The 24,545-nt window shown below is 67.7% G+C and carries 27 protein-coding genes; 7 read left to right on the top strand and 20 right to left on the bottom strand.

The window, feature by feature from the left end:
• Positions 1-17 precede the first annotated feature (17 nt).
• From ASD72_RS01155 to ASD72_RS01205, 11 genes are all read right to left on the bottom strand, one after another.
• Positions 18-470, bottom strand: a complete 453-nt coding sequence (locus ASD72_RS01155) for a hypothetical protein (protein ID WP_056878136.1) — start codon at positions 468-470, stop codon at positions 18-20.
• A 98-nt stretch (positions 471-568) separates the two neighbouring features.
• On the bottom strand, positions 569-1,255 hold the full coding sequence (locus tag ASD72_RS01160; protein ID WP_056878137.1) for a Fe2+-dependent dioxygenase: 687 nt from the start codon (positions 1,253-1,255) through the stop codon (positions 569-571).
• A 78-nt stretch (positions 1,256-1,333) separates the two neighbouring features.
• The gene (locus ASD72_RS01165; protein ID WP_056878138.1) at positions 1,334-3,703 is read right to left on the bottom strand and encodes a TonB-dependent receptor; all 2,370 of its coding nucleotides are present in this window, start codon (positions 3,701-3,703) and stop codon (positions 1,334-1,336) included.
• 142 nt (positions 3,704-3,845) lie between these two features.
• Positions 3,846-4,133: a hypothetical protein gene (locus ASD72_RS01170; RefSeq protein ID WP_056878139.1), complete on the bottom strand. Its 288-nt coding sequence runs from the start codon at positions 4,131-4,133 to the stop codon at positions 3,846-3,848.
• 154 nt (positions 4,134-4,287) lie between these two features.
• Complete coding sequence (locus ASD72_RS01175; RefSeq protein WP_056878140.1) at positions 4,288-4,620, bottom strand: non-heme iron oxygenase ferredoxin subunit; 333 nt, start codon at positions 4,618-4,620, stop codon at positions 4,288-4,290.
• Positions 4,617-5,156, bottom strand: a complete 540-nt coding sequence (locus ASD72_RS01180; protein ID WP_056878467.1) for a GNAT family N-acetyltransferase — start codon at positions 5,154-5,156, stop codon at positions 4,617-4,619. Before ASD72_RS01180 ends, ASD72_RS01175 begins: the two co-directional genes overlap by 4 nt.
• Positions 5,157-5,195: 39 nt before the next feature.
• Complete coding sequence (locus tag ASD72_RS01185; protein WP_056878141.1) at positions 5,196-6,443, bottom strand: cysteine desulfurase; 1,248 nt, start codon at positions 6,441-6,443, stop codon at positions 5,196-5,198.
• On the bottom strand, positions 6,440-7,702 hold the full coding sequence (gene sufD, locus ASD72_RS01190) for a Fe-S cluster assembly protein SufD (protein WP_056878142.1): 1,263 nt from the start codon (positions 7,700-7,702) through the stop codon (positions 6,440-6,442). The genes ASD72_RS01185 and sufD overlap by 4 nt, the downstream gene beginning before the upstream one ends.
• A complete protein-coding gene (gene sufC / locus ASD72_RS01195) occupies positions 7,702-8,466 on the bottom strand; it encodes a Fe-S cluster assembly ATPase SufC (protein ID WP_056878143.1) in 765 nt (254 codons plus the stop codon). The genes sufD and sufC overlap by 1 nt, the downstream gene beginning before the upstream one ends.
• Before the next feature lie 157 nt (positions 8,467-8,623).
• On the bottom strand, positions 8,624-10,063 hold the full coding sequence (gene sufB / locus ASD72_RS01200) for a Fe-S cluster assembly protein SufB (protein WP_056878144.1): 1,440 nt from the start codon (positions 10,061-10,063) through the stop codon (positions 8,624-8,626).
• Between the two features lie 15 nt (positions 10,064-10,078).
• Positions 10,079-10,537 carry an SUF system Fe-S cluster assembly regulator gene (locus ASD72_RS01205; RefSeq protein ID WP_056878145.1) on the bottom strand — a complete coding sequence of 153 codons (459 nt, stop codon included), beginning with the start codon at positions 10,535-10,537 and terminating at the stop codon, positions 10,079-10,081.
• Between the two features lie 204 nt (positions 10,538-10,741).
• Here ASD72_RS01205 and ASD72_RS01210 point away from each other — a divergent pair, with 204 nt between their 5' ends.
• Positions 10,742-10,945 (top strand): hypothetical protein, encoded by a 204-nt coding sequence (locus ASD72_RS01210; RefSeq protein ID WP_056878146.1) that lies wholly within the window; start codon positions 10,742-10,744, stop codon positions 10,943-10,945.
• Positions 10,946-10,960: 15 nt separating this feature from the next.
• Here ASD72_RS01210 and ASD72_RS01215 read toward each other — a convergent pair whose 3' ends face one another.
• The gene (locus ASD72_RS01215; RefSeq protein WP_155944408.1) at positions 10,961-11,527 is read right to left on the bottom strand and encodes a c-type cytochrome; all 567 of its coding nucleotides are present in this window, start codon (positions 11,525-11,527) and stop codon (positions 10,961-10,963) included.
• 123 nt (positions 11,528-11,650) lie between these two features.
• Between ASD72_RS01215 and ASD72_RS01220 the strand changes: the two genes are divergently transcribed.
• Complete coding sequence (locus ASD72_RS01220) at positions 11,651-12,124, top strand: SET domain-containing protein-lysine N-methyltransferase (RefSeq protein WP_056878148.1); 474 nt, start codon at positions 11,651-11,653, stop codon at positions 12,122-12,124.
• Between the two features lie 113 nt (positions 12,125-12,237).
• On the top strand, positions 12,238-14,457 hold the full coding sequence (locus ASD72_RS01225; protein WP_056878468.1) for a DUF5916 domain-containing protein: 2,220 nt from the start codon (positions 12,238-12,240) through the stop codon (positions 14,455-14,457).
• A 20-nt stretch (positions 14,458-14,477) separates the two neighbouring features.
• On the opposite strand, the gene ASD72_RS01230 is transcribed toward ASD72_RS01225, so the two are convergent.
• From ASD72_RS01230 to fusA, 8 genes are all read right to left on the bottom strand, one after another.
• Positions 14,478-15,035, bottom strand: coding sequence for a DUF1439 domain-containing protein (locus ASD72_RS01230; protein ID WP_056878149.1), 558 nt, complete (start codon positions 15,033-15,035; stop codon positions 14,478-14,480).
• A gap of 11 nt (positions 15,036-15,046) precedes the next feature.
• Positions 15,047-15,619, bottom strand: coding sequence for a DUF1439 domain-containing protein (locus ASD72_RS01235; protein WP_056878150.1), 573 nt, complete (start codon positions 15,617-15,619; stop codon positions 15,047-15,049).
• A 53-nt stretch (positions 15,620-15,672) separates the two neighbouring features.
• Positions 15,673-15,972 carry a helix-hairpin-helix domain-containing protein gene (locus tag ASD72_RS01240; RefSeq protein ID WP_056878151.1) on the bottom strand — a complete coding sequence of 100 codons (300 nt, stop codon included), beginning with the start codon at positions 15,970-15,972 and terminating at the stop codon, positions 15,673-15,675.
• 28 nt (positions 15,973-16,000) lie between these two features.
• A complete protein-coding gene (locus ASD72_RS01245) occupies positions 16,001-16,312 on the bottom strand; it encodes a DUF3861 domain-containing protein (protein ID WP_056878469.1) in 312 nt (103 codons plus the stop codon).
• A 107-nt stretch (positions 16,313-16,419) separates the two neighbouring features.
• On the bottom strand, positions 16,420-16,989 hold the full coding sequence (locus ASD72_RS01250; RefSeq protein ID WP_056878152.1) for a M23 family metallopeptidase: 570 nt from the start codon (positions 16,987-16,989) through the stop codon (positions 16,420-16,422).
• A gap of 3 nt (positions 16,990-16,992) precedes the next feature.
• Entirely contained in the window at positions 16,993-17,634 is a 642-nt protein-coding gene (locus ASD72_RS01255; protein WP_056878153.1) for a tellurite resistance TerB family protein, read from the bottom strand.
• Positions 17,635-17,872: 238 nt separating this feature from the next.
• Positions 17,873-18,271 (bottom strand): HU family DNA-binding protein, encoded by a 399-nt coding sequence (locus ASD72_RS01260; RefSeq protein WP_056878154.1) that lies wholly within the window; start codon positions 18,269-18,271, stop codon positions 17,873-17,875.
• Between the two features lie 246 nt (positions 18,272-18,517).
• The gene (gene fusA, locus ASD72_RS01265) at positions 18,518-20,563 is read right to left on the bottom strand and encodes an elongation factor G (protein ID WP_056878155.1); all 2,046 of its coding nucleotides are present in this window, start codon (positions 20,561-20,563) and stop codon (positions 18,518-18,520) included.
• Positions 20,564-20,766: 203 nt separating this feature from the next.
• Between fusA and ASD72_RS01270 the strand changes: the two genes are divergently transcribed.
• From ASD72_RS01270 to ASD72_RS01285, 4 genes are all read left to right on the top strand, one after another.
• Entirely contained in the window at positions 20,767-21,201 is a 435-nt protein-coding gene (locus ASD72_RS01270) for an OsmC family protein (RefSeq protein ID WP_056878156.1), read from the top strand.
• Positions 21,198-21,893, top strand: coding sequence for an alpha/beta fold hydrolase (locus ASD72_RS01275; protein ID WP_162250330.1), 696 nt, complete (start codon positions 21,198-21,200; stop codon positions 21,891-21,893). The genes ASD72_RS01270 and ASD72_RS01275 overlap by 4 nt, the downstream gene beginning before the upstream one ends.
• A 70-nt stretch (positions 21,894-21,963) precedes the next feature.
• The gene (locus ASD72_RS01280; RefSeq protein ID WP_056878158.1) at positions 21,964-22,665 is read left to right on the top strand and encodes a glycine zipper 2TM domain-containing protein; all 702 of its coding nucleotides are present in this window, start codon (positions 21,964-21,966) and stop codon (positions 22,663-22,665) included.
• A 142-nt stretch (positions 22,666-22,807) separates the two neighbouring features.
• On the top strand, positions 22,808-24,481 hold the full coding sequence (locus ASD72_RS01285; protein ID WP_056878159.1) for an amidohydrolase: 1,674 nt from the start codon (positions 22,808-22,810) through the stop codon (positions 24,479-24,481).
• Positions 24,482-24,545: the final 64 nt, after the last annotated feature.

Here is a 24,545-nt window from a genome sequence, read left to right on the forward strand (position 1 = left end):
ACGGTCGCGCGCGTGGATCAGGCGGCCGGAGGCGCCTGTCCGTGATGGAGGCTCAGCGAGGGGTCGGGTCGGCGTGGAGCGCCCTGGGCCTTCAGGCTCGGCAGGGCCGCCTGCGAGCCGGTGTCCGGCAGCAGTGGTGAAGCCTGCAGATGGAATGCGATGCCCTGCGGCGGTGACGCTGCGCGCTCGGTCAACACCTTGAGTGTCGTCAGTCGCGCTTTCTTGGCCGGCGTCTCGCGATGCTGCTCTTCGCACGGTTCGCCCGGATGGCGGATGTCGTGAAAGACGAAAGCCGGCGTGGTGGCCGCTTCCGCAACAACGTCTCTTGCGGAGCCGGGGGCGGCAGAGAAGCGCGCGCCCAGCAGAACCGCCAGGGCGACCACCAGGACCGCCCAGCCCACTGTCCAGCGCCATGGCGAATGCGCCATGCCCTGGTGCAGGTCGATCGGCTTGTCAGGCGGCTGTTTCAAGAATGTCCCCGTGGGCACGCCATACCGGCGGCCGTAACGGACATTCTAGATGAGAATACTTATCAAGTGCAAACGAGGTTGACTCTTGTTTGCTCCGCTCAGGTCTCTGCCCACTGTCTGAGGAGGTTGTGGTACACGCCCGTCAGTTGCACCAGCGCAGGGTGCTCGGGCACATCGGCGGTCAGGCGACGGATGGACACATCCAGTTCGAACATCAACCGGCGGTGGCCATCATCGCGCACCATGCTTTGCAGCCAGAAGAACGAAGCCACCCGCGCGCCGCGCGTCACTGGCGTCACCCTGTGCAGGCTCGTGCCGGGGTAGAGCACCATGTGGCCGGCCGGCAGCTTCACGCTCTGCGTGCCGAAGGTGTCCTCGATGATCAGTTCGCCGCCGTCGTAGTCCTCGGGCGCACTCAGGAAGAGCGTGGCGGAAAGATCCGTGCGCACGGGATCCACGCCGCCGCGGCTGCGGTCGTAGCGGATCGCATTGTCGACGTGGTAGCCGAACGACTGGCCGCCGTCGTAGCGATTGAACAGCGGCGGATAGATGCGCTTGGGCAGCGCCGCCGAGAAGAAAGTGCTGTTGCGCGAGAGCGCGTCCAGGATCAGTGCGCCGACGTCACGCGCCGCCGGCGAATCCTCCGGCAGCTGCGCGTTGTCCTTGGCCTTGGCCGACTGGTAGCCCGCGGTGATGCGGCCGTCCGCCCAATCGGCGGCATCCAGCCGCGCCCGTGCCTGCGCGACCTGCGCGGGGGTCAGGACATCCGGAATCGCCAGCAGCATGTCGGTTCACCTCGAAAAGAAAACCCCGCCCATTGTGCATGGGCGGGGTGTGGAGTGCGTACAGCCGGGCCGATGGCCTCAGAACTTGAGCGTGGCCGTCAGGACGGCCGAACGGCCCTCGCCGGGCGTCGCCCAACCGTTGCCCGCCGTAATCACGCCACTGGTCAGCGTGACGTTGTTGCGGATGCGCGTGTAGTACTCCTCGTCGAACAGGTTGTTGAGGTTGAGCTGCAGGCTCAGGCTGTCGTTGACGCGGTAGCCCACCATCGCGCGATGCACCCAGTAGGCTTCGGTCTTGTAGGGGTCAAGATCGCCAAGCAGATTGCTGTTCTGCGTGTAGAAGCTGCCCTGGTACGTTGCGCCGTAGCCGAAGGTCCAGTCGTTCAACTGGTAGGTGCTCCAGAGGCTCATGGAGTGCTTCGGCGTATTGGTCAGCGGGTTGCCCTTGAGCGGATCGGGAAAGAGTGCGGTGTTGCCGCAATTCGCCGCGCCAGGGTTGGCCGCGCAGAACTTCGACACGCCGTGCAGCACTTCGCTGTCCAGGTACGTGTAGTTGGCGAACAGCGACCACTCGCGGGTGATGTTGCCTGCTGCACCCAGGGCGATACCGTCCACGCGTGCCTTGCCATCCAGCGACTGCTCGCCGGTGAAGTTGAGCGGATCCGGGTCGGCGACGCGATAGTTCTGGCGTTCATTGCGGAAGATCGCGGCGGTCAGTGCGAGGCGGGTGCCGAACAGGTCCCACTTCGTTCCCAGTTCGACATTCACCGCGGTTTCCGGATCGACCGAGCAGTTGGCGCCGCCCGTCGCGCTGGTCAGCGTGCAGGAGCCGTTGACCGATGCCTTCGACGGCGTCTTGCTGTTGGCATAGGCGAGGTAGATGGAGCCGTTCTCTGCCGGCTTGTATACCAGGCCCGCACGATACGAGAACAGGTTGTCGCTGTTGCCCGCCGACGGCGAGGGGGCGGTCAGGTACTGGCCTCGCGTCGCGGCCGCGGTGGAGGCCGTCCACGTGATCGTGTCGCCTTCGTTGCGCTCGTAACGGGCGCCGAGATTGAGCGAGAACTGCGGCGTGAAGTTGAGGGTGTCGAACAGGTAGACGGCCTGGTTGTTCAGCGAGCCCTTGGTCCTCGACGTGGCGTAGTAATTCACGGGCCCCGTCCAGACGTTGTACGGGTTGTTGATGTCGACCAGCGGGAACGCGGTGACGGAGGTGCCGGTCGAAGTATTGAAGACGCTGCCGGTATCCAGGTCGAAATCTTCCTTGGCGAACGCCACGCCCGCGACAAGCGCGTGTTCGATGGAGCCGGTGGCGAATCGTGCCGTCAGGTCCGTCTGGCTGATGGCCATGAAGTTGCTCGTGTCGCGCACGAAGCCGCGCGGTCCCGAGTTCGGATTCCACATGCCCGCGGGTGAGCAGCTCGCGCCGGTGTACGGGTTGGTGCCGTTGTCCAGGCACCATGCGCCTTGCAGCGCGGTGACATTGCTCAGCTGATCGACCTTCTGCAGGCGGGCGAGGCTGCGCACCGAGACCTGGTCGTTGAAGTCGTGCTCGAACAGGCCCGTGAGCATGTCGATGTCGATCTGCTGTTCGGAGATGTTGCGGTACCCGAAGTAGCTCTCGCGATCGACGCCCGGGAGCGGGCCATCGTTGAACGGATTGAGCGCGTACGGCACGCCGTACTGGGGCAGGTTGTCGTCGCTCTGATGCAGGTAGCTCAGGGTGACGCGCGTGTCCGAGCCGAGGCCGAACACGATCGAGGGCGCGAAGCCCCAACGTTGGAAGCTCTCGTGGTCGCGGCCCGGCACGTCGTTCTGGTGGACCATCGCATTCAGGCGAACGGCGATGCCGTTCTCGAAGTCATGATTGCTGTCGGCGGTCACGCGGCCGTACTTGTCCGTGCCCGCACCCACGGTGAACGTGCTGAAGTCGCCTTCGCGCGCCACCTTGCTGACCAGGTTGATGTTGCCGCCGACCGAGCCCGCACCGGACATCGCCGAGTTGGCGCCGTTGACGAGTTCGATCGAATCCAGGTTGAAATTGTCGGAACGGGTGTATTGCGCGCTGTCGCGAACGCCGTCCGTGGTGATGTCGCTGCTGGCGGTGAAGCCGCGCAGGTTGATGCTGTCGCCGTAACCGCCGCCGCCTTCGCCAGCGCCGAAGGTGATGCCCGGCAGCGTGCTCAGCACGTCGCGCAGGCCCAGCAGGTTCTGCTGCGCCATCACTTCGCTCGTCACCACGGTGATCGTCTGCGGCGTGTCGACGAGGTCTTCGGTGTACTTCGGCGAGCTGGCTTTCTGGACGCGCTCACCGTGCACCTCGACGGTGTCCAGTTCCTTGGCCTGCATGGCGGCGTCGGCCGGCATGTCGCCACCGGGTGCGGCGATTGCAGGGGCAGTGATCGCCATCAACAGGGCGGCGGTCAGGGGAGAGGGACGGAAGTTCATAGGCATCCTTGTGTGCTTGAGCGGATGACCCGGTGGCGAAGGCTACGGGGCAGATTGAGAGATGGGTTCGGAGCGTGCGCGCAGTGTTCTGCGAGCAGGAAAAATCGGGCATCGCGCGAAGGTGCGCAGCGTCGATACGCGATCAGCGGGGAGGGCCGCAGCCGCGATAGGCGGGGGATCGTGCGGGCGGACCGTTGTCCGTGGACGCGGCGAGGTATCGCCCGTCGATGGGGCATCGCGACGCGAGGGCGCGCGCGCCGCCTGCCGCCGGTTCGGATTCGGCCGGTGTCGGCACGGCGGCGTGGTCTGCTTCGCCGTCGCTTGCGGTCAGCGCGAGGTCTTCATTCGCCGGGGGCGCGGCCACGGGGGCGGCGATGCCGGCGGCCGTCTGCAAGGGGGCGGCGTTGAGCGCGCCCGCGAGCACCATCATGCATGCCAGGAGCAGGCAGATGACGGTCGGCAGGACTGGGCGGGGGACGCGCGGCACCGGGGCCTCGGAGGGGCGGGCTGCGACGATCTGCCGCAGGGTGCGACAGGATAATGAGAATGATTTGCGATTACAACAGAATATTTACAATCCGGACTCAGTCCCGGTCGTCCCGGGTCCAGATACCGCCGTGCTCCAGCCGGACCGGGAACTTGGCCACCGGCGAGTAGGCCGGGGCGCAGAGGGCGCGACCGTCGCGGACGTCGAAGCGGGCCCCGTGCAGGACGCATTCGATGCTGGCCTCGGCGGGATCGAAGTGGCCGGAGGACAGCTCGAAATCCTCATGGCTGCACTTGTCCTCCAGTGCGTACAGGTCGCCATCGTGGTTCAGCACGACGATGGGCGTTCCGGTGACTTCGTCGAATACCGTCTTCAGCTCGCCGGGCAGCAGCTCACCGGTGGCGCAGACGAAGGTCCAGGCCTCGCTCACGCGATGGCCCCCGCCAGTGGCTTTTCCAGGATCTCGAAGCGCAGGTCGTCGCGCTTGGGGATGCCGAAGCGCTCGTCGCCATAGGGAAAGGGCTTCTTGATGCCCGTGCGCACATAGCCGCGGCGGACATAGAACGCGATCAGTTCGTCGCGGATGTCGATCACTGTCATCCGCATCGCGGGCAACCGCCACTCGTCGCGCGCCACGCGCTCGGCTTCCGCCAGCATGGCCTTGCCCACGCCACCGCCCTGCAGGTCGGGCCGCACGGAGAACATGCCGAAATACCCCGCGCCCTCGTCCTCCGCCACGTGCGCACAGGCCAGCAGCACGCCGTCGCGCTCGGCCAGCAGGATGCGGCTACGGTCGCGTTCGATGTCGCGGGCGAGTACGTCCGGATCGATGCGCTGGCCGTCGAGCATGTCGGCTTCGGTGGTCCAGCCCTGCTTGCTGACATCACCGCGGTAGGCGGAGGTCACCAAGGCGACGAGGGCCGGAATGTCGGCGGGGACGGCGGAGCGGAAGGTCAGGGTATCCATGCCGCCCATTGTAGGGCGGCAACCCCTTTTACCCCAGCGTCAGGCCAGCAGGCTGCGCGCTTTCTTCAGGGCCGCGATGAAGCGCTCGACATCCTCGTGCGAGTTGTAGAACGCGAACGAGGCCCGCAGGGTGGCGGCGACGCCGAAGAACTGCAGCAGCGGGTGCGCGCAGTGCTGGCCGGAGCGGACGGCGACGCCCTCCAGGTCCAGTAGCGTGGCCAGGTCGTGGGCGTGCGCCCCTTCGATCAGGAACGAGATCACTGCCGCCTTCTCGGGCGCGCGGCCGAAGATGCGCAGGCCCTCGATCCGGTCCAGCTCCTCGGTGGCGTGCGCGAGCAGCTCGGCTTCGCGGGCTTCGACGTTCGCCATGCCCAACACATCCAGGTAGTCCACGGCTGCGCCCAGCCCGATGAAACCCGCGATGTTGGGCGTGCCGGCTTCGAACTTGTGCGGCGGATCGTTGAACACGGTGCCGTCGAAGCTGACTTCCTTGATCATCTCGCCGCCGCCGATGAAGGGCGGCATGGCGTTCAGATGTTCCTTGCGCGCCCACAGCGCGCCGGTCCCGGTGGGGCCGCACATCTTGTGGCCGGTCAACGCGTAGAAATCGCAGCCGATCGCAGCGACATCAACCGCGCGATGCGGCACGGCCTGCGAACCATCGACCACCGTCGTGATCCCACGTTTGCGTGCCTCGCGACAGATCTCGCGAACCGGATTGACGGTGCCCAATACGTTGGAGGTGTGGGTGATGGCCAGCAGCTTCACGTCGCCGGTCATCGCTGCGTACAGGGCATCCAGGTCGAGCGTGCCGTCGGCGTGGATCTCCGCGACCTTGAGGGCCGCGCCGGTGCGCTGCGCGACCAGCTGCCACGGCACGATGTTGGCGTGGTGCTCCATGCGCGACACCAGGATCGTGTCGCCGGCCTTCAGGCGCGGCAGCGCCCACGAGTACGCCACCAGGTTGATCGCGAACGTGGTGCCGCTGCACAGCACCAGTTCGTCCGCACGCACGTTGAGGAAACGGGCCAGCGTCTTGCGCGCGCCTTCGTAAGCTTCGGTCGCCTCGGTGCCCAGGGTATGCACGGCGCGGCTGACGTTGGCGTTGTGCTGCCGGTAGAAGTCGTCGGTCGTCCGGATCACCGACACCGGCTTCTGGCCGGTGTTGGCGCTGTCCAGGTAGATGAGCGGCTTGCCGTTGACCTGTCGCGCGAGCAGGGGGAAGTCCTCGCGGACGCGTGCCCAATCGATGGCGGTGCCGGCATCGGCCAGGACCTCGCGGTTCATCCCGCCTCCACTGCCGCCAGCGCGGCGTCCACGCGGGCGAGCAATGCATCGCGCACGCCGGCGTCCTCGATCACGCCCAGCGGCTCGCGGCAGAACGCGGTCGTCAGCAGTTGCCGCGCTTCCGGCTGGGTCAGCCCGCGCGAGCGCAGGTAGAACAGGGCGTTGGCATCCAACTGGCCGACGGTGGCGCCATGGGCGGCCTTCACTTCGTCGGCGTGGATTTCGAGCACCGGCTGGGTGTCGATTTCGGCATTGTCCGACAGCAGCAGGTTCTTGTTCGACAGCGCGGCGTCGGTACCGTCGGCGCCTTCGCGGATCAGGATGCCGCCATGGAATACCGCGCGCCCGCGTCCGGCGCCGAGTCCGCGCCAGGTCAGTTCGCATGCGGTGTCGCGACCGATGTGGTCGATGCCCAAGCGGGTGTCGACGTGGCGTCGTCCACCAGCCAGCAGCACGCCGTTCGCCGCCAGACGGGCGTTGTCGCCTTCCAGGCGCACGTTGAGTTCATGGCGGGACAATGCGCCGCCCAGTTCCAGGTCAACGCGCCGGTAATCGGCGTCGCGTGCGAGTACTGCGTCTGTGCGGAGCAGTGTGGTGGCGCGGTCGCTGTCCGTCTGCACACGGGCGTGCGACAGCGTGGCGCCGGCAGCGAGATGCACGTGGCTGAGCGCGTTGATGAAGTGCGCGTGTGGCGTGGCGGCGAGGTGGTGCTCCACCACCGTCAGCGACGCGCCCGCGCGCAGTTCGATCAGGTTGCGCAGGTGCCAGGCGCGATCGGCGCCGTCGTCGGTGCCGATGAAGACCAGGTGCAAGGGCTGCTCGCTGCGCACATCGGCTTCGGCGCGCAGCAGCAGGCCTTCGGTCGCCAATGCGGCGTTGAGCCGGGCGAAGACTTCGTCGGTGCGCTCGAAGCGGCGCTGCAGGAAGCGCGCCGCATCACCGCCATCGGCGAGCGCCTCGGACAGCAGCTGCAGGCTGACGCCGTCCGGCAAATCGGTGGTCAGCGACAGCGCCACCGAGTAGCGGCCGTTGACGAACACCGCGCGCGGCGCCGGGATGTCGGCCAGCAGCATCGGGTCCAGCGACGGCAACGCATCGACGGCAGCGAAGCTGCGACGCTCCAGCTGGCGCAGCGAGGTGTACTTCCACGCTTCGGTACGCGGGCCGGGCAGGCCGTCGCGCAGCGCCTCGTCGAGCACCGCGCGGCGCGCGGCGTCGCCGCTGAAGCCGGCGGACAGGGAGTCGAGCAGCGCGCTCATCAGGCGGCCTGCTCCGGGGCGACCCGGTCCTTGATCCAGGCGTAGCCGTGCTGTTCGAGTTCCAGCGCCAGTTCCGGGCCGCCGGTCTCGACGATACGGCCGCCGGCCAGCACGTGCACCACGTCCGGCTTGATGTAGTCGAGCAGGCGCTGGTAATGGGTGATGACCAGGAAGGCGCGGTCCGGCGAGCGCAGCGCGTTGACGCCATCGGCGACGTTCTTCAGCGCGTCGATGTCCAGGCCGCTGTCGGTCTCGTCGAGGATCGCCAGCTTCGGCTCCAGCACGGCGAGCTGGAAGATCTCGTTGCGTTTCTTCTCGCCGCCGCTGAAACCTTCGTTGACGCCACGATGCAGCAGCTCGTCCTTCAGGTGCAGCACGGCCAGCTTCTCGCGCACCAGCTTGAGGAACTGCATCGAATCCAGTTCCGACTCGCCGCGCGCCTTGCGCTGGGCATTGAGCGCCGCGCGCAGGAAGTAGGTGTTGTTCACGCCCGGGATCTCGACCGGGTACTGGAACGCCAGGAACACGCCGGCGGCGGCGCGTTCTTCCGGGTCCAGTTCCAGCAACGGCCTGCCGTCGAACTCGACGCTGCCGGCGGTGACCTCATAGCCCTCGCGGCCGGCCAGGATGTTGCCCAGCGTGGACTTGCCGGCGCCGTTGGGGCCCATGATGGCGTGCACTTCGCCCGGCTTCACCTCCAGCGAGAGGCCCTTGAGGATGTCCTTGCCGGCGACGCTGGCGTGGAGGTTGTCGATCTTCAACATGGTGCGTTTCCCGTTTGATTTCTTGAGCCCCTTTCCCACTGGGAGAGGGGTTGGGGTGAGGGTCCGGTGGAATCGTGGGGGTGAACCCGTCCGATTCCGTCGCACCCGCATCCGGCGCTTCGCGCCACCTTCTCCCGGCGGGAGAAGGGAGTGGCCGTTACCCGACGCTGCCTTCCAGCGACACTTCCAGCAGCTTCTTCGCTTCCACCGCGAATTCCATCGGCAGTTCGCGGAAGACCTGCTTGCAGAAGCCGTCGACGATCATCGAGACCGCGTCTTCCTGGCCGATGCCGCGCGCGCGGCAGTAGAACAGCTGGTCGTCGCTGATCTTCGAGGTGGTGGCCTCGTGCTCCAGCGTCGCGGTGGGGTTCTTCACTTCGATGTAGGGGAAGGTATGCGCGCCGCACTTCTTGCCGATCAGCAGGCTGTCGCACTGGGTGTAGTTGCGCGCGCCGTCGGCGTTGCGGTCCACCTTCACCAGGCCGCGGTAGGTGTTCTGGCCGCGGCCGGCGCTGATGCCCTTGCTGACGATCTTGGACTTGGTGCGCTTGCCCACGTGGATCATCTTGGTGCCGGTGTCGGCCTGCTGGCGGTGGTGGGTCAGCGCGACCGAGTGGAACTCGCCCACGGAGTCGTCGCCCAGCAGCACGCAGGACGGGTACTTCCAGGTGATCGCCGAGCCGGTCTCCACCTGCGTCCAGGTCACCTTGCTGCGGTCGCCCCGGCATTCGGCGCGCTTGGTGACGAAGTTGTAGATGCCGCCACGGCCTTCCTCGTCGCCCGGGTACCAGTTCTGCACCGTCGAGTACTTGATCTCGGCGTCTTCCAGCGCGACCAGCTCCACCACCGCGGCATGCAGCTGGTTCTCGTCGCGCATCGGCGCGGTGCAGCCCTCCAGGTAGGACACGTAGGCCTTGTCCTCGCAGATGATCAGCGTGCGCTCGAACTGGCCGGTGTGGCCGGCGTTGATGCGGAAGTAGGTGCTCAGCTCCATCGGGCAGCGCACGCCCTTGGGAATGAACACGAAGCTGCCGTCGGAAAACACCGCAGAGTTGAGCGCGGCGAAGTAGTTGTCGCCCACCGGCACCACGCTGCCCAGGTACTGCTTCACCAGCTCGGGGTGTTCGTGGATGGCCTCGGACATCGAGCAGAAGATCACGCCCTTCTCGGCCAGTTCCTTGCGGAAGGTGGTGCCGACGGAGACGGAATCGAACACCGCGTCCACCGCCACGCCGGCGAGCTTGGCGCGCTCGTGCAGCGGCACGCCCAGCTTGTCGTAGGTGTCCAGCAGCTCCTGCGGCACTTCGTCCAGCGAGGCGTACTTCGCCTTCGGCGCGCTGTAGTAGCTGATGGCCTGGAAATCGATCGGGCCGATCTTCAGCTTGGCCCAGTGCGGGGCCTGCATCGTCAGCCAGTGGCGATAGGCGGCCAGGCGCCATTCGGTCATCCACTCCGGCTCGTTCTTCTTCGCCGACAGGGCGCGGACGACGTCCTCGTCCAGGCCCGGCGGCAACGAATCGGATTCGATGTCGGTGATGAAGCCGGCGTCGTAGCGACGTCCCAGCTGTTCCAGGATTTCAGCGTTCTCGGTGGCCATCGGGCTGCCTACGGTTCAACGGGTGGCGACCTGCACGGCGATGGGTCGCCTGCGCACGTCGTCGGAAGAGGGGGGAGGGGCGATCATCTGGGCGAGGGTGAAGCCGCGCAGGGCGTCGGCCACCACGTCGTTGATCAGCCGCCAGTTGGCGCGCGCGCCGCATTGGTGGGCGATGCCGCACTGGCTTTCGCTCTGGCTGCATTCGGTCATGGCCAACGGCCCTTCCATGGCCTCGACGATCTCCACCAGGCTGATCTCGGCCGCGTCGCGGCTCAGGCGGTAGCCGCCGTGCACGCCACGCAGGCCTTCCACCAGGCCGGCCTGCGCCAGCGGCTTGAGCACCTTGCTCACGGTCGGGGTTTCCAGGCCGGAGTGCTCGGCCAGGTCGGAGGCACTGAGGACCTCGCCCGGCCTGGCGGCGAGCACGGTCAGGACCACGGTGGCGTAGTCGGTCAGCTTGGTGACGCGAAGCATGGGGGGAGGGACTCTGAAAACGTACCGAAATTGTACGCTTTCATGCCGCCCGGCTCAAACCCCGGGGTTTTCCCCGTTCAGGCGAGGCGCGCCAGCTGACGGTTGTCACCCGCGATGGCTGACGCCCGCGACTGATGCGGCGGCCCGCAGATCGGGAACATGGGCCCCGTCCACTCCCGGACAGTCCCTTCCAGGATCGCCCTCATGAACACCACCCATGCCTCTTCCGGTTCCACTGCGTCCGCCAGCGGCCTGGATCAAGGCTTCCTCTGGCGCGTGCTGCTCGCCATCGGCGGCGTCTACCTGGCGGTGAAGCTGTTCCGCGGGCTGGGCCAGCTGTTCTGGACCGTGTTCGGCCTGGCACTGGGCCTGTTCTGGATGTTCAACGGCCGCCTGTTCCCCTGGTGAGGCGGCCGCGGGACCTCAATGGGCGGCAGGCGCGTCCGCCGGCGGCGTCGGCAGCACCAGGCCGAGGTAAGGCGCCGGCGGCGTCTGGCCAGGCGGCAGCGCCTCGGGTGCGGGTTGGCCGGCGGCGCCGAGCGAATGCACGAAGCGGTAGATCGCGCGACGGTCTTCCTCCGTCATCGCGCGCACGGCGAAGTCCGGCATCATCGGGCGGGTGCGCAGGTTGGCGCTGTACTCCAGCCACTGCGCTTCGGTGAGTTGCTGCATGCGCAGCCGCAGGTTGCTCGGGTAGGTGGTGCCCCACGGACCATGGAAGCCCATCGGCGAGCCCACCAGCCAGCCGGCCTTGTCGGTCGTGCCGCCGGATTCGGCATAGCCCGGGGTGTGGCAGTCGTTGCAGCCGGTGGTCCGCACCAGGTATTCGCCGCGGGCGAGCAGGTCGGCGTCGTTGGGCGCGGGTGGCGGAAGGCTGGCCGTCGTCGGCGTTTGCGCAGGCTGGCAGGCGGACAGGGTGAGGCACAGGGCGGTGGCGAGCAGGAGCGGGCTGGCGCGCATGGTGGTGGTCGCAATAAGGGGAACGGGCATCGAACGCGCCGTCCTGCACGGACCGGCCACGCGCCGCCACCGAAGCGTTCAGGCGAGGGAAAGTTGGGAAACGCCATGCGCATGGGCGAGAATCCCCCTTCCTCCCTTCCGCCGGACCCCCGCATGCCCCGCAAGATCGAAGCCCGCCAATCCGACATCCACGGCAACGGCGTGTTCGCCATCGCCCCGATCAAGAAGGGCGAGCGGGTGGTGGAATACAAGGGCAAGCGGCGCACGCACGACGAAGTCGATGCCGACGACGCCGGCGACGTGGACTCCGGCCACACCTTCCTGTTCACGCTCAACGACGATTACGTCATCGACGCCAACCACAAGGGCAACAAGGCGCGCTGGATCAACCACAGCTGCGACCCGAACTGCGAGGCGGTGATCGAGGAGCACGACGGCAAGAACCGCAAGAAGGACAAGGTCTTCATCGAGGCGATCCGCGCCATCAAGCCGGGCGAGGAACTGACCTACAACTACGGCATCACCCTGGATGAGCCGCACACCGCGCGCCTGAAGAAGATCTGGGCCTGCCGCTGCGGCAGCAAGAAATGCACGGGCACCATGCTGCAGCCCAAGAAAGGGCGCTGATCTCTCCCAGGCACGGATGCCGCAGGATGCCGAAAGGTTGAAATGACCGAAGGCAGGTGTGGCATCCGCCCCGCGTCGATAACGTGCGCGCACCGGACCACCACCCGAACGCCATGACCCTCACCCGATTCGCCGGCCTGCTCGCGCTGGCCCTGCCGTGCACCGTGGCCCAGGCCGTCGAGATCGACGGCCGCATCGATCCTGCCGAATGGCAGGACGCGCGGCACGTCAGCGACTTCCGCAAGACCCAGCCGCTGACCGGCGAGCCGGGCTCGCTCGCCACCGAAGCCTGGGTGCTGGCCACGCCCGAGGGCCTGGCGATCGCGTTCCGCAACACCCAGCCGGCCGGCGTGCCGCGCACGCGGCAGAAAGTGCAGCGCGATTTCGACGCGCAGGTCGACCGCGTCAACGCCTTCATCGATTTCGATGGCGACGGACGCACCGGTTATGCCTTCACCGTCAGCTCCACCGGCGGCATCGCCGACGAAATCATCACCAACGAGAACCAGTTCAGCGACGACTGGGACGGCCAGTGGCGGTATGCGGTGACCGAGGACGAGCAGGGCTGGTCGGTCGAACTGCTGATCCCGTGGCACACCGCGCCGATGCGCGACGGTACCGACGGCCAGCGCACGCTGAAGGTGTTCCTCGCGCGCGTGATCGGCTCCACCGGCGAGCGCATGGCGTGGCCGCAGGCGAGCTTCGAGCGTCCGCGCTTCCTGTCGGATTTCGCGCCGATCACCGTCGCGCGGTACGACCAGTCGCTGCTGGCAATCACGCCTTACGTCTCGGGCCTGTACGACAACGTCGGCGGCGGCAGCGATTTCAACGGCGGCGCGGACATTTTCTGGAAGCCCAACGGACGCTTCCAGTTGTCGGCCACCGTCAATCCCGATTTCGGCCAGGTGGAAGCGGACGACCTGGTGGTGAATTTCAGCGCCACCGAGACCTTCATCAGCGACAAGCGCCCGTTCTTCACCGAGAACCAGGGCATCTTCGAGCTGACCACGCCCTCCGACGACAGCCAGCAGCTCTACACGCGCCGCGTGGGCAGCACCGGCGACATCACCGCAGCGGTCAAGTTGAACGGCAGCCTGGGCCAGGCCAACTACGGCCTGTTCTCCGCCGATGAGGACGGCACCAGCGGACGCAGCTACCACGCGCTGCGACTGGTGCGCGATTTCGAACGGCAGAACCTGGGCGCGATGCTGACCCGCGTGGACGACGATGCCCGCGACCGCGAAGCCACCGTGCTCGGCGTGGACCACAACTGGCGGCCGACGCCGCGCTGGAACATCCGCACGCGCCTGCTGGGCAGCCGCATCGAGCAGGCCGGCGACACCGTGCAGGATTACGGCGCGACCGTCTGGGCCGACTACGAGATGGACCGTGGCTGGCGCCAGCAGTGGATCGCCATGCATTTCGGCAACGATCTGCAACTCAACGATTTCGGTTACCTGTCGCGCAACAGCACCAACTACCTGCACTGGGAAGCGCGCAAGCGGTTCACCGACCTGCCTGATGCGTCGCGCTATTCGTCCAAGGACTGGCGCTGGCGCGTGAGCAGCAGCCACAACAATCATGGCGAGAAGCTCAACGACCAGTTCCGGATGAGCCGCGAAGGCCAGCTGCGCGACGGCAGTTACGAATACGCCCAGATCAACGTCAACAGCGCCGGCCTCAACGACACGCTGCTGCGCGGCAACGGCATCGTGCGCCTGCCGGCGAACATGAATGCGTATTTCGAATACGAGCGCCCGCGCAAGGGCAACTGGGCGCACGAGGTCGAAGTCGAGGCCTTCGGCGGCGGGCTGGCGGGCAACCGCAAGCTGGGCTCGGCGTTCTGGTACGGCGCCACGTATTTCATCAACGACGCCTTCAGCGTCAATGCCGGCTTGAACGTGGTGCGTCGCCCCGACTGGCTGATCTGGCAGGGCGCGGCGCAGGGCGACCTGGTGGGTGCGTTCGACGGCCGCGAGACCAAGCTACGCGCCGGCCTGGACTGGAACATCGACAATCGCCAGGAACTGCGCGTGAAGCTGGAGGCGATCGCCATCAGTGCGCGTGCGCACGATGCGTGGCGCTTCGATGCCGCCGGGCACGCGGTTGCGGCCAGCGATACGGTCGAGGACTTCAGCGTGCGCAACCTCGGTTTCCAGGTGCGTTACCGCTACGAACTCGCACCGCTGTCCTACCTGTACGTGGTGTACGCCCGCGGTGGTTATGAACAATTGGCCGGCACGGACGGCACCGACGACGCGCTGCGCGACAGCTTCAGCCTGCGCAACGACGAACAGCTGGTCGTGAAGCTGAGCTACCGCTTCGAACTGTGAGGGTGCGCCGTCGCGATGCGTCAGCGCGCGGCGGCGTCCAACGTCAGCTCGACGTGGCCGTCGCGGATGCGCAGCGAATCGGCCGTCAGCGTCCCCGGCACCTGGGCCAGGTCGTCGGCGCTCAGCTGGTAGAGCGGCCGGGTGCGGGCGTACTCGCGGATCAGGTCCTGCAGCACCTCGCGCGATCCGCCAGGCAGGCCACGTCCACCGGCGCCGGTGCCCAGGTGCTCCAACTGCGGGTCCACCAGGTGCAGGCCGCGCGTCGTTGGGTCGTAGCGCAGACCGCTGCTGACGACCACGTTGCCGTACTCCAGGCGTTCGCCGGTCGCCAGCGCGATGTCGTAGTCCATCTGCAACTGGACGCGTTCGCCCGGCGTCGGGATGCGGATGTCGGGGTCGCTCAGCGTCAGTGAGGCGAAGCCTTCCAGCAGTGATTCCTCCACCGGGAAGCCCGCGCGCGCCGCCGCCTGCAACTGCCCCGCATCGAAGCGCAGCACCGAGGGCGTGGCTGCCGACGCCAGCGGCGGTACGGCGATGAAGACGAGCAAGGCCAGGCGGGCCAGGAAGGGTTTCAACATCGCGACACCTCTCACTGCAGCGGGATGACCACGCGGCCATCCTCGATCTGGGGATTGCCGATCCGCTTGCTGGCCGGCAGGCGGCGCAGCACATCGCTGTCGATCTTGTAGACCGGCTCGTTGCGCGCGTACTCCTGCAGCACCGTGTTGACCAGTTGGCGGGTGCCGCCGGACATCAGCGATCCGGCGCCGGGCACGTCCACGGACAGGATCTCCGGGTTGTCCAGGTGCAGGCCCTGGGTGGCGGGGTTGTAGCGCAGCCGGCTGGCCAGCGCGAAATGCCCGCGGCTGACGTCGCGCGCGCCGAGTGCGCTGACGCCGATGTCGAAATCCAGCCGCAACCGGTTGTCGCCGGAGGGAATGCTCAGGCGCGGGTTGGTCAGCGTGGCCGAGACCAGGCCGCCGAGTTTGTCGAACTCGCGCGGGAAGCTCTGGTTGAGGTAGCGCTGCAACTGCGGCTGGGTGAAGTTGATCTGGTTGCCCAGCAGGCCGGTGACCGCGTTGAGCGTGCTGCAGCCCGCCAGTACGAGCGCGGCGCCCGCGACGAGGGTGGCGGTCAGGAAGTGGCGTCGGTTACTGCGCATGGCGGGCTCCGGAAGACGTCGGCGCACCATAGCCGGGCGCGCCTGTCCGGACCCTAACCGGCGATGCCGGCGTGCCGCGCGAAATGCTGCTTGCGTTCGGCCGTGTAATGCCACCACGGCGTGGCGGGGCCGCCTTCCATGAAGCGCACCGCGGCGATGAAGCAGTCGCACAGGCAGGGATCGTGGCGCTGGCCGGTGGCGGCATTCACCTGTTCGTACAGCGCGTACGGGTCCTGGTGGGCCAATGCCTGCGGCGCGGTGATGCCGATGCCGCGCAGGTCACCGGCGATGGACGGCCCGATGTTGGGAATGTCCTCGAGTACCCTGGCGTAGTCGGCATGACGGGCTTTCATGGCCGCAGCTTACCGCGCCACGCTCGTTTCAGCGGGCGTCGCGGGTGCGTTCTTTCAACGTCCGGATGAACTCGCCCATGTGCGGGCGCAGCGGCGCGAACAGGTCGTCGGCATCCTTGCGGTGGTCGAGCATGAGGCCGCTCAGCAGCTTGGTGCCGACGATCAGCGCGGCGCGCTCGTCGCCGCTGAAGCCGCGCTGGCGCTGGATGTTTTCGAGGATGCGCATCCAGTCGTCATGGCAGGCGTGTTCGAACTCGATGGTGCAACGGCCATTGCATTGGAGGCCATCGTCTTCGATGGGCGTGACGGTGATGCGGTAGCGGTGGGTATCGTTGGGCATGGGGGCGTGCGCCGGCGGCGCGGTGGGGACCATGGCCAAGATAGGTCCGTGCCGGCGGGGGAACGAGGGGGCATGCCGTGACGGACTGTTCCGCTCGGCGGCGTGGTTCAGCGAGCGGACGTGGAGGCGGCGCCCGCCCGGAACAGCGGCAGGGGATCGTAGGCGCCCTGTGCTCCGTAGATGCCGTAATGCAGGTGCGGCGGCGTCCCGCGCGCGTTGCCCGTCGTCCCGACGAAGCCCAGGACATCACCGGCCTGGATCGCCTGGCCGGCGGACAGGCCGGGCGCCCAGTCGTCGAGGTGCGCGTAGTAGTGCCGTTCGCGGCCCGGGCCCAGCACCCACACCTGCCGACCTCCCAGTCCGCCGTCGCTGACGTCGACCACGACGCCGCGGGTGGCGCTGCGGATGGGGGTACCGCGCGTCGCGAAGATGTCCACGCCCTGGTGCGTGCGGTCGGTGCCGCGCGGTGCGCCGAAGGTATCGGCGATCTGTTTCGCACGCACGCCCTCCACCGGTACGGGGAGCGACACGGGCGACGGCGCGCGCGCGATATCCCAGAGCATGCGCGGCGAGGCCATGAACGGCTGGCCCCACGCCCACGCGAGCAGCACGGCCAGCGCCGCCAGCCACAGCAGCGTCCACGCCAGGCGGCGCAACCGTCGCGCGGCAGGGCGCATCGGTCAGGGCAGCGGGGGCGGCTGCGGTTGCGCCAGTTGGCGCTCAAGCTGCGCTTTCAGCGACGGCTCCAGCCGAAGCTGCTTCGCCAACTCGTCCAGGTAGGCGCGCTCCATGAAGTTCTGCTCGTCGACCACCATCAGGCTGGCCAGGTACATCTCCGAGGCGATTTCCGGGGTGCTGCCGGCGCGCGCGACTTCGGACGGGTCCAGCGGCTTTTCCAGTTCGGCGTGCAGCCACTGCTGCAGTTCGGTGTCGGTGCCGATGCGCGAGAACTCGCCTTCGATCACCTCGCGTTCGCGCGCGTCGATGTGGCCGTCCGCCTTCGCGGCCGCCACCAGTGCCTTCAGGATCGCCTGGCTGTGCAGCTCCGCCTGAGGCGGCGGCAGGCGGTCCACCGTCTGCGGGCCCGCGCCGGCGGCGAAACCGCCCTGCTGTTGCTTGTAGTCGCTGTAGGCGCGATACGCCATCACCCCGACCGCCGCCAGCCCGCCGTAGGTGGCCAGCTTGCGCGAGGTCTTGTTCTTGCCAAGCAGCAGGCCAAGCGCGCCGCCGGTGATCGCGCCCTTGCCGAAGTCGGCGTTGAGCACGCTGCCGCTGCCGCTGGAGGATTTGAGCAGATGGTCGAGGAAACCCTGGATCTTCATGCAACGCCTGCCTGTATCGAAAGGGACAAGGACAGACCTGCGGGCGGGAGTGCGCCATCACAAGGGGGCGCCGCGCAGCAAGGGAAGCGCCGGCAAGCACTGCGCGCCGCAGTGCGCCCGGAGGCTGCCGCGAAGATCGGCTTTACCTCGCCCGAGTGGTCGATGCCAGGCCGGCGAGCGCCAAAAAAATCGGGACGGCAATGCCGTCCCGATCCGGTGCAACCTTGGCGCGCGCCTATCAGGCGGCAGCGTCCTTCAGCTTCTTCAGCGGACGCACCTTCACCTTCACCGAGGCGGGCTTGGCGGCGAACCACTGCTCTTCCTTGGTGAACGGGTTGATGCCCTTGCGCTTCGGCTTGGCCGGCACGTTGACGGCGCTGATCTTCAGCAGGCCCGGCAGCGTGAAGGAACCAGCGCCCTTCTTGTTGACGGAGGCGTGGACGGCGCTTTCCAGCGAGGCCAGCACGGCGCGGACGTCCTTGGCGGCGACGGCGGTCGCTTCGGCGATGTGGGCGACGAGGCCCGACTTGCTCAGCGCTTCCTTGATCGGCTTCGGCGCGGCCGGCTTGGCGGCGGCCTTCGGTGCAGCTTTCTTGGCGGCCTTCTTCGGCGCGGCCTTCTTGGTGCTCTTTGCCATGTGTCCTGTCTCTACGGTCGAGTGGTTGGGTAATCGGGCCGATCGCATCGGCAAGCGAAATGTAGGGCAAAGCATTCGCGCCGCCAAGAGCGATTGGCATCGAAAGCGGCTTTTTTTCGGTTTTTTTTCGATCCGGCGCCCGAAGTGGCTGAAATCACCGCGTGGAATGCCCTTATTCCCGGTGCGGATGTGCGCCGGAGGCGGCATCCGGCGCGTGTCCGCGACCGGATGCCGCACCCGCACAACTCACTCTTCGTCGTGCCGCGGCTTGTAGGCGTCCGCCAGTTTCTGCTGCACGTTCGGCGGCACCGGCTCGTAATGGCTGAAGTCCAGGCTGTAACGCCCTTGTCCCGCGGTCATCGACTTGAGCTCGGCCGCATAGCCGTCCAGCTCCGCCAGCGGCACCTGCGCCCTCACCACGATCTCGCCACGCACCGCGTCGGTGCCGTTGATGCGCGCGCGCTTGCCTGCCAGGCCGCCGGTGATGTCGCCCACCTGGGCTTCCGGGACCGCGACTTCCAGGTCCACGACCGGCTCCAGGACCTGCGGGCGGGCCTTGGCGACGGCGTCGAGGAAGGCTTTCTTGCCCGCCGCGACGAAGGCCACTTCCTTGCTGTCCACGGGATGGTGCTTGCCGTCGTACACCGTCACGCGCACGTCCTGGATCGGATAACCGGCCAGCACGCCTGCGCCCAGCGCCTGGCGCACACCCTTTTCCACGGCCGGCATGAACTGGCCCGGGATCGTGCCGCCCTTCACTTCGTCGGCGAACTGGAACCCGCTGCCGCGCGGCAGCGGCTCCACCCGCAGGAACACCTCGCCGAACTGCCCCGCGCCGCCGGTCTGCTTCTTGTGCCGGTGGTGGCCTTCGGCCTTGGCGCCGATCGTCTCGCGATAGGCGATGCGCGGCGGGCGCGTCTTCACCTCCACGCCGTGGCGCTCCTTCAGGCGCTCCAGCATCACCCGCAGGTGGAGGTCGGACAGCCCGCGGATGACGGTCTCGTTCAATTCCGGCTGGTGGTCCACGACGAACGCGGGATCCTCTTCGGACAGCTTGTGCAGCGCGGTCGACAGCTTCTGCTCCTGGCCCTTGCTGGCCGCTTCGATCGCCAGGCCGAACATCGGCCTGGGGAAATCGATCGGTGCCAGGTGGATGTGGTCTTCGTCGTGGCTGTCGTGGAGCACGGCGTCGAAATGCAGGTCCTCGACCTTGGCTACCGCCGCGATGTCGCCGGGAATGGCCTGGTCCACTTCCACATGGTCCTTGCCCTTGAGCTTGAACAGGTGGCCGACCTTGAACGGCTTCTTGCCATCGTCGACGAACAGCTGCGTGTCCTTCTTCAGCGTGCCCTGGTAGACGCGGAAGACGCCCAGCTTGCCGACGAACGGATCGTTGACGATCTTGAAGACGTCGGCGATGACGTGCGCGCGGGGGTCGGGAACCGCCTCGACGGGTTGCGGGCCGCTGCCGTTGAGCTTCATGAAAGGCGGCGGATTGGCCTCGGCCGGGTTCGGGAACAGGCGTTCGGCCACGTCCAGCAGTTCCTTGACCCCGACGCCCGTGCGCGCCGAAGCGAAGCACACCGGCACCAGGTGGCCTTCGCGCAGGCATTGCTCGAAGGCGTCGTGCAGCTCTTCGCCGGACAGGCCGCCTTCGCCCAGGTCGAGGTAGTGCTCCATCACCGTTTCGTTGATCTCGACCACCTGGTCGATGATCTTCTGGTGCCAGTCGGCCACATCGCCCAGGTCCGATGTGCCGGTCGATTGCCAGAAGCAGTCGATGACCGCCTTGCCGCCGTCGGCAGGCAGGTTGAGTGGCAGCAACTCGGCGCCGAACTCCTCGCGCAACGCGGCCAGCACACCGGCGCAGTCGGCGCCCTCGTGGTCGATCTTGTTGATGACGATGGCGCGGCACAGGTTGCGCTGGGCGGCGCGATCCATCAGCCGCCGCGTGCCATGGGCGACGCCGCTGTCGGCATCGACCACGATCAACGCGGTTTCCACCGCGGAGAACGCCGACAGGGCCGGGCCGCGGAATTCCGGATAGCCGGGCGTGTCGATCAGGTTGACGTGCATGCCGCCGTGGTCGGTGCTGGCGATGGCGGTATCGATGGAGTGGCCGCGCGTTCGTTCCATCGGGTCGTGGTCGGAGACCGTGGTGCCGCGTTCGATGGTGCCTGCCACCTGGAGGGCGCCGCCGGCATGCAGCAGGGCTTCGAAGAGCGTTGTTTTGCCGGCGCCGGGGTGGCCTGCCAGGGCCACGTTGCGGATCTGTTGTGTGCTGTACGACATGAGGCCGTTCCTCCCGTAGGTTGGGTCGAAGGGCCGTCATGGCTGTCCGGGCTGAGCGCGTCCCGTGAGCGTGCGCTCGGCGGGCGGTCATGGCGGGCGGCCAGCATCCGCGCGCGCGGGGGAGGGGTCAAGTCGCACTGCGGTACATGGCATGAACATCCGTCGGTGTACCCTTCGCTTCCCCTGACCCGAGGAGCACGACCATGGCTTTGAAGCGTTACGCGGATGCGGTGTGGGCTGGCGATCTGCAGTCCGGCAAGGGCAGCCTGAGCACGCCGCAGAGCGGCCTGTTCGAAGGCCAGAACTATTCGTTCAAGACCCGCTTCGGCGACGAGAAGGGCACCAACCCGGAAGAACTGTTGGCGGTCGCCCACGCGGGCTGCTTCACCATGGCGCTGTCGGCGGTGCTCGGCAAGGCCGGCTTCACGCCCGACAAGCTGCAGACGCGCGCCGAGGCGACGATGGAGCCGGGCATGGACCCGGGCCCGACGATCACCGCGATCAAGCTGACCGTCTCGGCGAGCGTGCCGGGGATCAGTGCGGCGCAGTTCGAGGAGATCGCCCAGCAGGCCAAGGCCGGGTGCGTGATCTCGCGCGCGCTGTCGGTGCCGGTGTCGCTGGAAGCGACCCTGCTTTGACGGGCGCGCGGGCCGCCTTGCTCGTGCACGGCGCGGGCGGTGGCGGCTGGGAGTGGAACGTATGGCGTGGCGTGTTCGAGTCGGCGGGCTTCCAGGTGGCGGCCCCCGACCTCATGCCCGTGCGCGACGGATGGGCGGCGACGCGTCTCGAGGATTACCAGGCCCAGGTGCGCGCGTCGTTCGCGGCGTTGCCGCGGCCGCGCGTGCTGGTCGGTGCGAGCCTGGGCGGATTGCTGGCGCTGGGCGCGGCCGACGGCGCGGACGCGCTGGTGATGGTGAATCCATTGCCTCCCGTGCCCTGGCACGCCGGACTGCCAGCGCGCGACTGGCCCGACGTGGTGCCGTGGCGGCGCGATGCGCGGCTGTCCGGCACGCGCAGGGCGTTGCCGGGGGGCGATGACGCGACGGCGCTGTTCGCGTTCCGCCACTGGCGAGACGAATCCGGTGCCGTCCTGCGCGACGCCCAGCGTGGCGTCGCGGTGGTGCGCCCGGCATGCCCGATGGTGTGCGTGGTGTCCGGGCATGACGAGGACGTGCCGCCTGCGGTCACGCGGGCCATGGCCGGGGCCTGGGGCGCGGAGGTGCTGCAAACGGTTTCAGGCTCGCATGTCGGGCCGTTGCTCGGGCGCGAAGCCGCCGGCATCGCCGCGCAAGCTGTCGAATGGCTAAACCGGGCTGCCAAAGCCGGCTGAGTTCAGCCATGTTTCACCCGCATCGGCCGAGCATGCCAGCACGCCAATCCGGCGTGGGGGAGTACCCGACATGAAGCGCTTATCCGCCACCGTGCTGGCCATCGGCCTGCTCGCCTCCGGCGTGGCATCCGCGCAATCCACGCGCTACTACGGCACGACGGACCGTTACGGCGACGAACCCTATTACGACTACGCCCGCGTGGTACGCGTCGACCCGGTCATCGACAACGGCTACGGCCGCAATGACGGCTATGCCAACACGACGACGGGCCAGCGCTGCTACTACCGCGACGCCGACGACGTCTACGCGCGCGATACCTACCGCGATGGCTACCGCAACGACGGTTACAACGATGACCGTTACGGCGATGACGGCTACTACGGCGACCGCCGCTATCCCGACCGCAGCACCGAATCGGGCCGTACCGTCGCGACCGTGATCGGCGGCATCGCCGGTGCGGTGCTGGGCAGCAAGGTCGGCGACGGCAGCGGTCGCTATGTCGGTACCGCGGTCGGCTCGATGGTGGGCGGCATGGCCGGGCGCTCGATCTACGACAACGCGCAGCGCGAGCGTCGCGTGCAGCGGGGACAGGTGCGCGTCTGCGACCCGGTGCCTGCCGGCAACAGCCGTTACGGCGATGACTATTACGGCGACGGTCGCGTCAGTGGATACGACGTGACTTACGAGTACGGCAACCGTACCTACCACACCCGCACCGACCATCATCCCGGCGACCGCATCCGCATCCGCGTGGATGTCCGTCCCGAGTAAGCCTTCGCACCGGTTCTTTTGCGGACGCAGCGTCGCAGGACAGGGGTATGCCGCAACCGAGGGGCCGCAAGGCCCCTCTTTTTATTGCCGTGCACGACGCCATTGCGCATAGTCGCGCCCTGGACCGATACGGGAGAGCGGCATGCGGCGTCTGGCGTGGTTGACGGGATTCGGTGTGGGATGCGTGGTCGTCGCGGGCCTGGCCCAGGCGCAGGTCCACGTGCTGACCGCAGGGCGCGTGCACACGTCCGATCCGGCACACCCGGTCGCGCAGGCGATCGCCTGGGATGCGCAGGGCCGCATCCTCGCGGTCGGCGGTGCGGATGAACTGCGCACGCGTTATCCCGATGCGCGCCGTGTGGACGCCCCCGACAAGACCGTCATTCCCGGCCTGATCGATGCGCACGGCCACGTGATGGGGCTGGGCTACGCGCTGATGCGCGCGGGCCTGGTGGATGCGCGCGACAAGGCCGACGTGATCGCGCGGCTGCGCGAATACGAGAAGCAGCTGCCCGCCAATGCGTGGCTGCTGGGCAGCGGCTGGGACCAGAACGACTGGCCCGAAAAGACCTTTCCGACCGCCGCCGATCTGGATGCTGCCTTTCCCGATCGGCCTGTGTGGCTCGAACGTGTCGACGGTCATGCCGGCTGGGCCAACAGCGCGGCGTTGCGCGCGGCCGCGGCACGTGCGTCGCGCCCGTTGACCGGCGACTGGCAACCCGATGGCGGACGTATCGAGCGTGTGGGTGGACGGCCGAGCGGCGTCTTCGTCGATGCGGCCATGTCGCTCGTCAATGCGGTGGTGCCGGCGCCCGATGCGGCATACCGCCGGCAGGCGTTGGAGAAAGCCACGCAGGCGGCCGTGCGCAATGGTCTGACCGGGGTGCACGACATGGGCGTGTCGCGCGAGGATCTGGCGCTGATGAAGCAGTTCGCGGACGAAGGCCGACTGCCGTTGCGCATCGACACGTACGCCGATGGCAATGGCGATGCGCTGGCGGACCTGTGCGCGCAGGGCCTGTACCGCCACGCGGGTGGCCGTTTGCAGATGCGCGGTGTGAAGTTGTATGCCGACGGCGCCCTGGGTAGCCGCGGCGCCGCCCTGCTGGAGGATTACAGCGACGACCCGGGCAACCGTGGTTTGCTGGTAACCGAGCCGGCGGCGCTGGAAGCGGCGATGCGCAAGGCGCGCGGCTGCCATGTGCAGGTGGCGACGCATGCGATCGGCGACCGTGGCAACCGGCTGGTGCTGGATGCGTATGCCCGTGTGCTGGGCGATGCGGCGAAGACCGACCACCGCTGGCGGATCGAACACGCGCAGGTGGTGGCGCCGGAGGAGTTCCCGCGGTTCGCCGCCCTGGGCGTGATCGCTTCGATGCAGCCCACGCATGCGACCTCGGACATGCCGTGGGCGCAGGACCGGCTGGGGCCGGCACGTATCAAGGGCGCTTATGCGTGGCAGCGCCTGCAGGCGAGCGGGGCGAAGCTGGCATTGGGATCGGACTTTCCGGTGGAATCGGTCGATCCGCGCCGCGGCCTGCACGCCGCGGTGACGCGCCAGGACGGGCACGACGCCCCCGAAGGCGGGTGGATGCCCGATCAGCGCCTGAGTGCGGCCGAAGCATTGCGCGGCTTCACCGCCGACGCGGCATGGGCGGCGCATGACGAGGCGGAGGTGGGCAAGCTCGCTCCCGGCTTGCGTGCGGATTTCGTCATCCTCGACGAGGATCCGCTGGCGGTGCCGGGCGAGCAGCTCGACGGGTTGCACGTCCGCTCGACCTGGGTGGATGGCAAGGCGGTGTACGAGGCGGAGTAAAGCCGTCTGGCTCTTGTGGGAGCGACGTCAGTCGCGATAGCTCACGACGACTGGTTGCCTCTCG

This window comes from Pseudoxanthomonas sp. Root630, assembly GCF_001427585.1.
Lineage (GTDB): Bacteria > Pseudomonadota > Gammaproteobacteria > Xanthomonadales > Xanthomonadaceae > Pseudoxanthomonas_A.

Bases quoted from the DNA above. Each gene is read 5' to 3' on its own strand.
- sufB (WP_056878144.1), bottom strand. From the start codon at position 10,063: ATGGCCACCGAGAACGCTGAAATCCTGGAACAGCTGGGACGTCGCTAC.
- ASD72_RS01220 (WP_056878148.1), top strand. From the start codon at position 11,651: ATGCCCCGCAAGATCGAAGCCCGCCAATCCGACATCCACGGCAACGGC.
- ASD72_RS01225 (WP_056878468.1), top strand. From the start codon at position 12,238: ATGACCCTCACCCGATTCGCCGGCCTGCTCGCGCTGGCCCTGCCGTGC.
- fusA (WP_056878155.1), bottom strand. From the start codon at position 20,563: ATGTCGTACAGCACACAACAGATCCGCAACGTGGCCCTGGCAGGCCAC.
- ASD72_RS01180 (WP_056878467.1), bottom strand. From the start codon at position 5,156: ATGGATACCCTGACCTTCCGCTCCGCCGTCCCCGCCGACATTCCGGCC.
- ASD72_RS01285 (WP_056878159.1), top strand. From the start codon at position 22,808: ATGCGGCGTCTGGCGTGGTTGACGGGATTCGGTGTGGGATGCGTGGTC.
- ASD72_RS01160 (WP_056878137.1), bottom strand. From the start codon at position 1,255: ATGCTGCTGGCGATTCCGGATGTCCTGACCCCCGCGCAGGTCGCGCAG.
- ASD72_RS01170 (WP_056878139.1), bottom strand. From the start codon at position 4,133: ATGATGGTGCTCGCGGGCGCGCTCAACGCCGCCCCCTTGCAGACGGCC.
- ASD72_RS01230 (WP_056878149.1), bottom strand. From the start codon at position 15,035: ATGTTGAAACCCTTCCTGGCCCGCCTGGCCTTGCTCGTCTTCATCGCC.
- ASD72_RS01235 (WP_056878150.1), bottom strand. From the start codon at position 15,619: ATGCGCAGTAACCGACGCCACTTCCTGACCGCCACCCTCGTCGCGGGC.
- ASD72_RS01245 (WP_056878469.1), bottom strand. From the start codon at position 16,312: ATGCCCAACGATACCCACCGCTACCGCATCACCGTCACGCCCATCGAA.
- ASD72_RS01250 (WP_056878152.1), bottom strand. From the start codon at position 16,989: ATGCGCCCTGCCGCGCGACGGTTGCGCCGCCTGGCGTGGACGCTGCTG.
- ASD72_RS01185 (WP_056878141.1), bottom strand. From the start codon at position 6,443: ATGAACCGCGAGGTCCTGGCCGATGCCGGCACCGCCATCGATTGGGCA.
- ASD72_RS01210 (WP_056878146.1), top strand. From the start codon at position 10,742: ATGAACACCACCCATGCCTCTTCCGGTTCCACTGCGTCCGCCAGCGGC.
- ASD72_RS01240 (WP_056878151.1), bottom strand. From the start codon at position 15,972: ATGAAAGCCCGTCATGCCGACTACGCCAGGGTACTCGAGGACATTCCC.
- sufD (WP_056878142.1), bottom strand. From the start codon at position 7,702: ATGAGCGCGCTGCTCGACTCCCTGTCCGCCGGCTTCAGCGGCGACGCC.
- ASD72_RS01165 (WP_056878138.1), bottom strand. From the start codon at position 3,703: ATGAACTTCCGTCCCTCTCCCCTGACCGCCGCCCTGTTGATGGCGATC.
- ASD72_RS01270 (WP_056878156.1), top strand. From the start codon at position 20,767: ATGGCTTTGAAGCGTTACGCGGATGCGGTGTGGGCTGGCGATCTGCAG.
- ASD72_RS01280 (WP_056878158.1), top strand. From the start codon at position 21,964: ATGAAGCGCTTATCCGCCACCGTGCTGGCCATCGGCCTGCTCGCCTCC.
- sufC (WP_056878143.1), bottom strand. From the start codon at position 8,466: ATGTTGAAGATCGACAACCTCCACGCCAGCGTCGCCGGCAAGGACATC.
- ASD72_RS01255 (WP_056878153.1), bottom strand. From the start codon at position 17,634: ATGAAGATCCAGGGTTTCCTCGACCATCTGCTCAAATCCTCCAGCGGC.
- ASD72_RS01205 (WP_056878145.1), bottom strand. From the start codon at position 10,537: ATGCTTCGCGTCACCAAGCTGACCGACTACGCCACCGTGGTCCTGACC.
- ASD72_RS01260 (WP_056878154.1), bottom strand. From the start codon at position 18,271: ATGGCAAAGAGCACCAAGAAGGCCGCGCCGAAGAAGGCCGCCAAGAAA.
- ASD72_RS01215 (WP_155944408.1), bottom strand. From the start codon at position 11,527: ATGCCCGTTCCCCTTATTGCGACCACCACCATGCGCGCCAGCCCGCTC.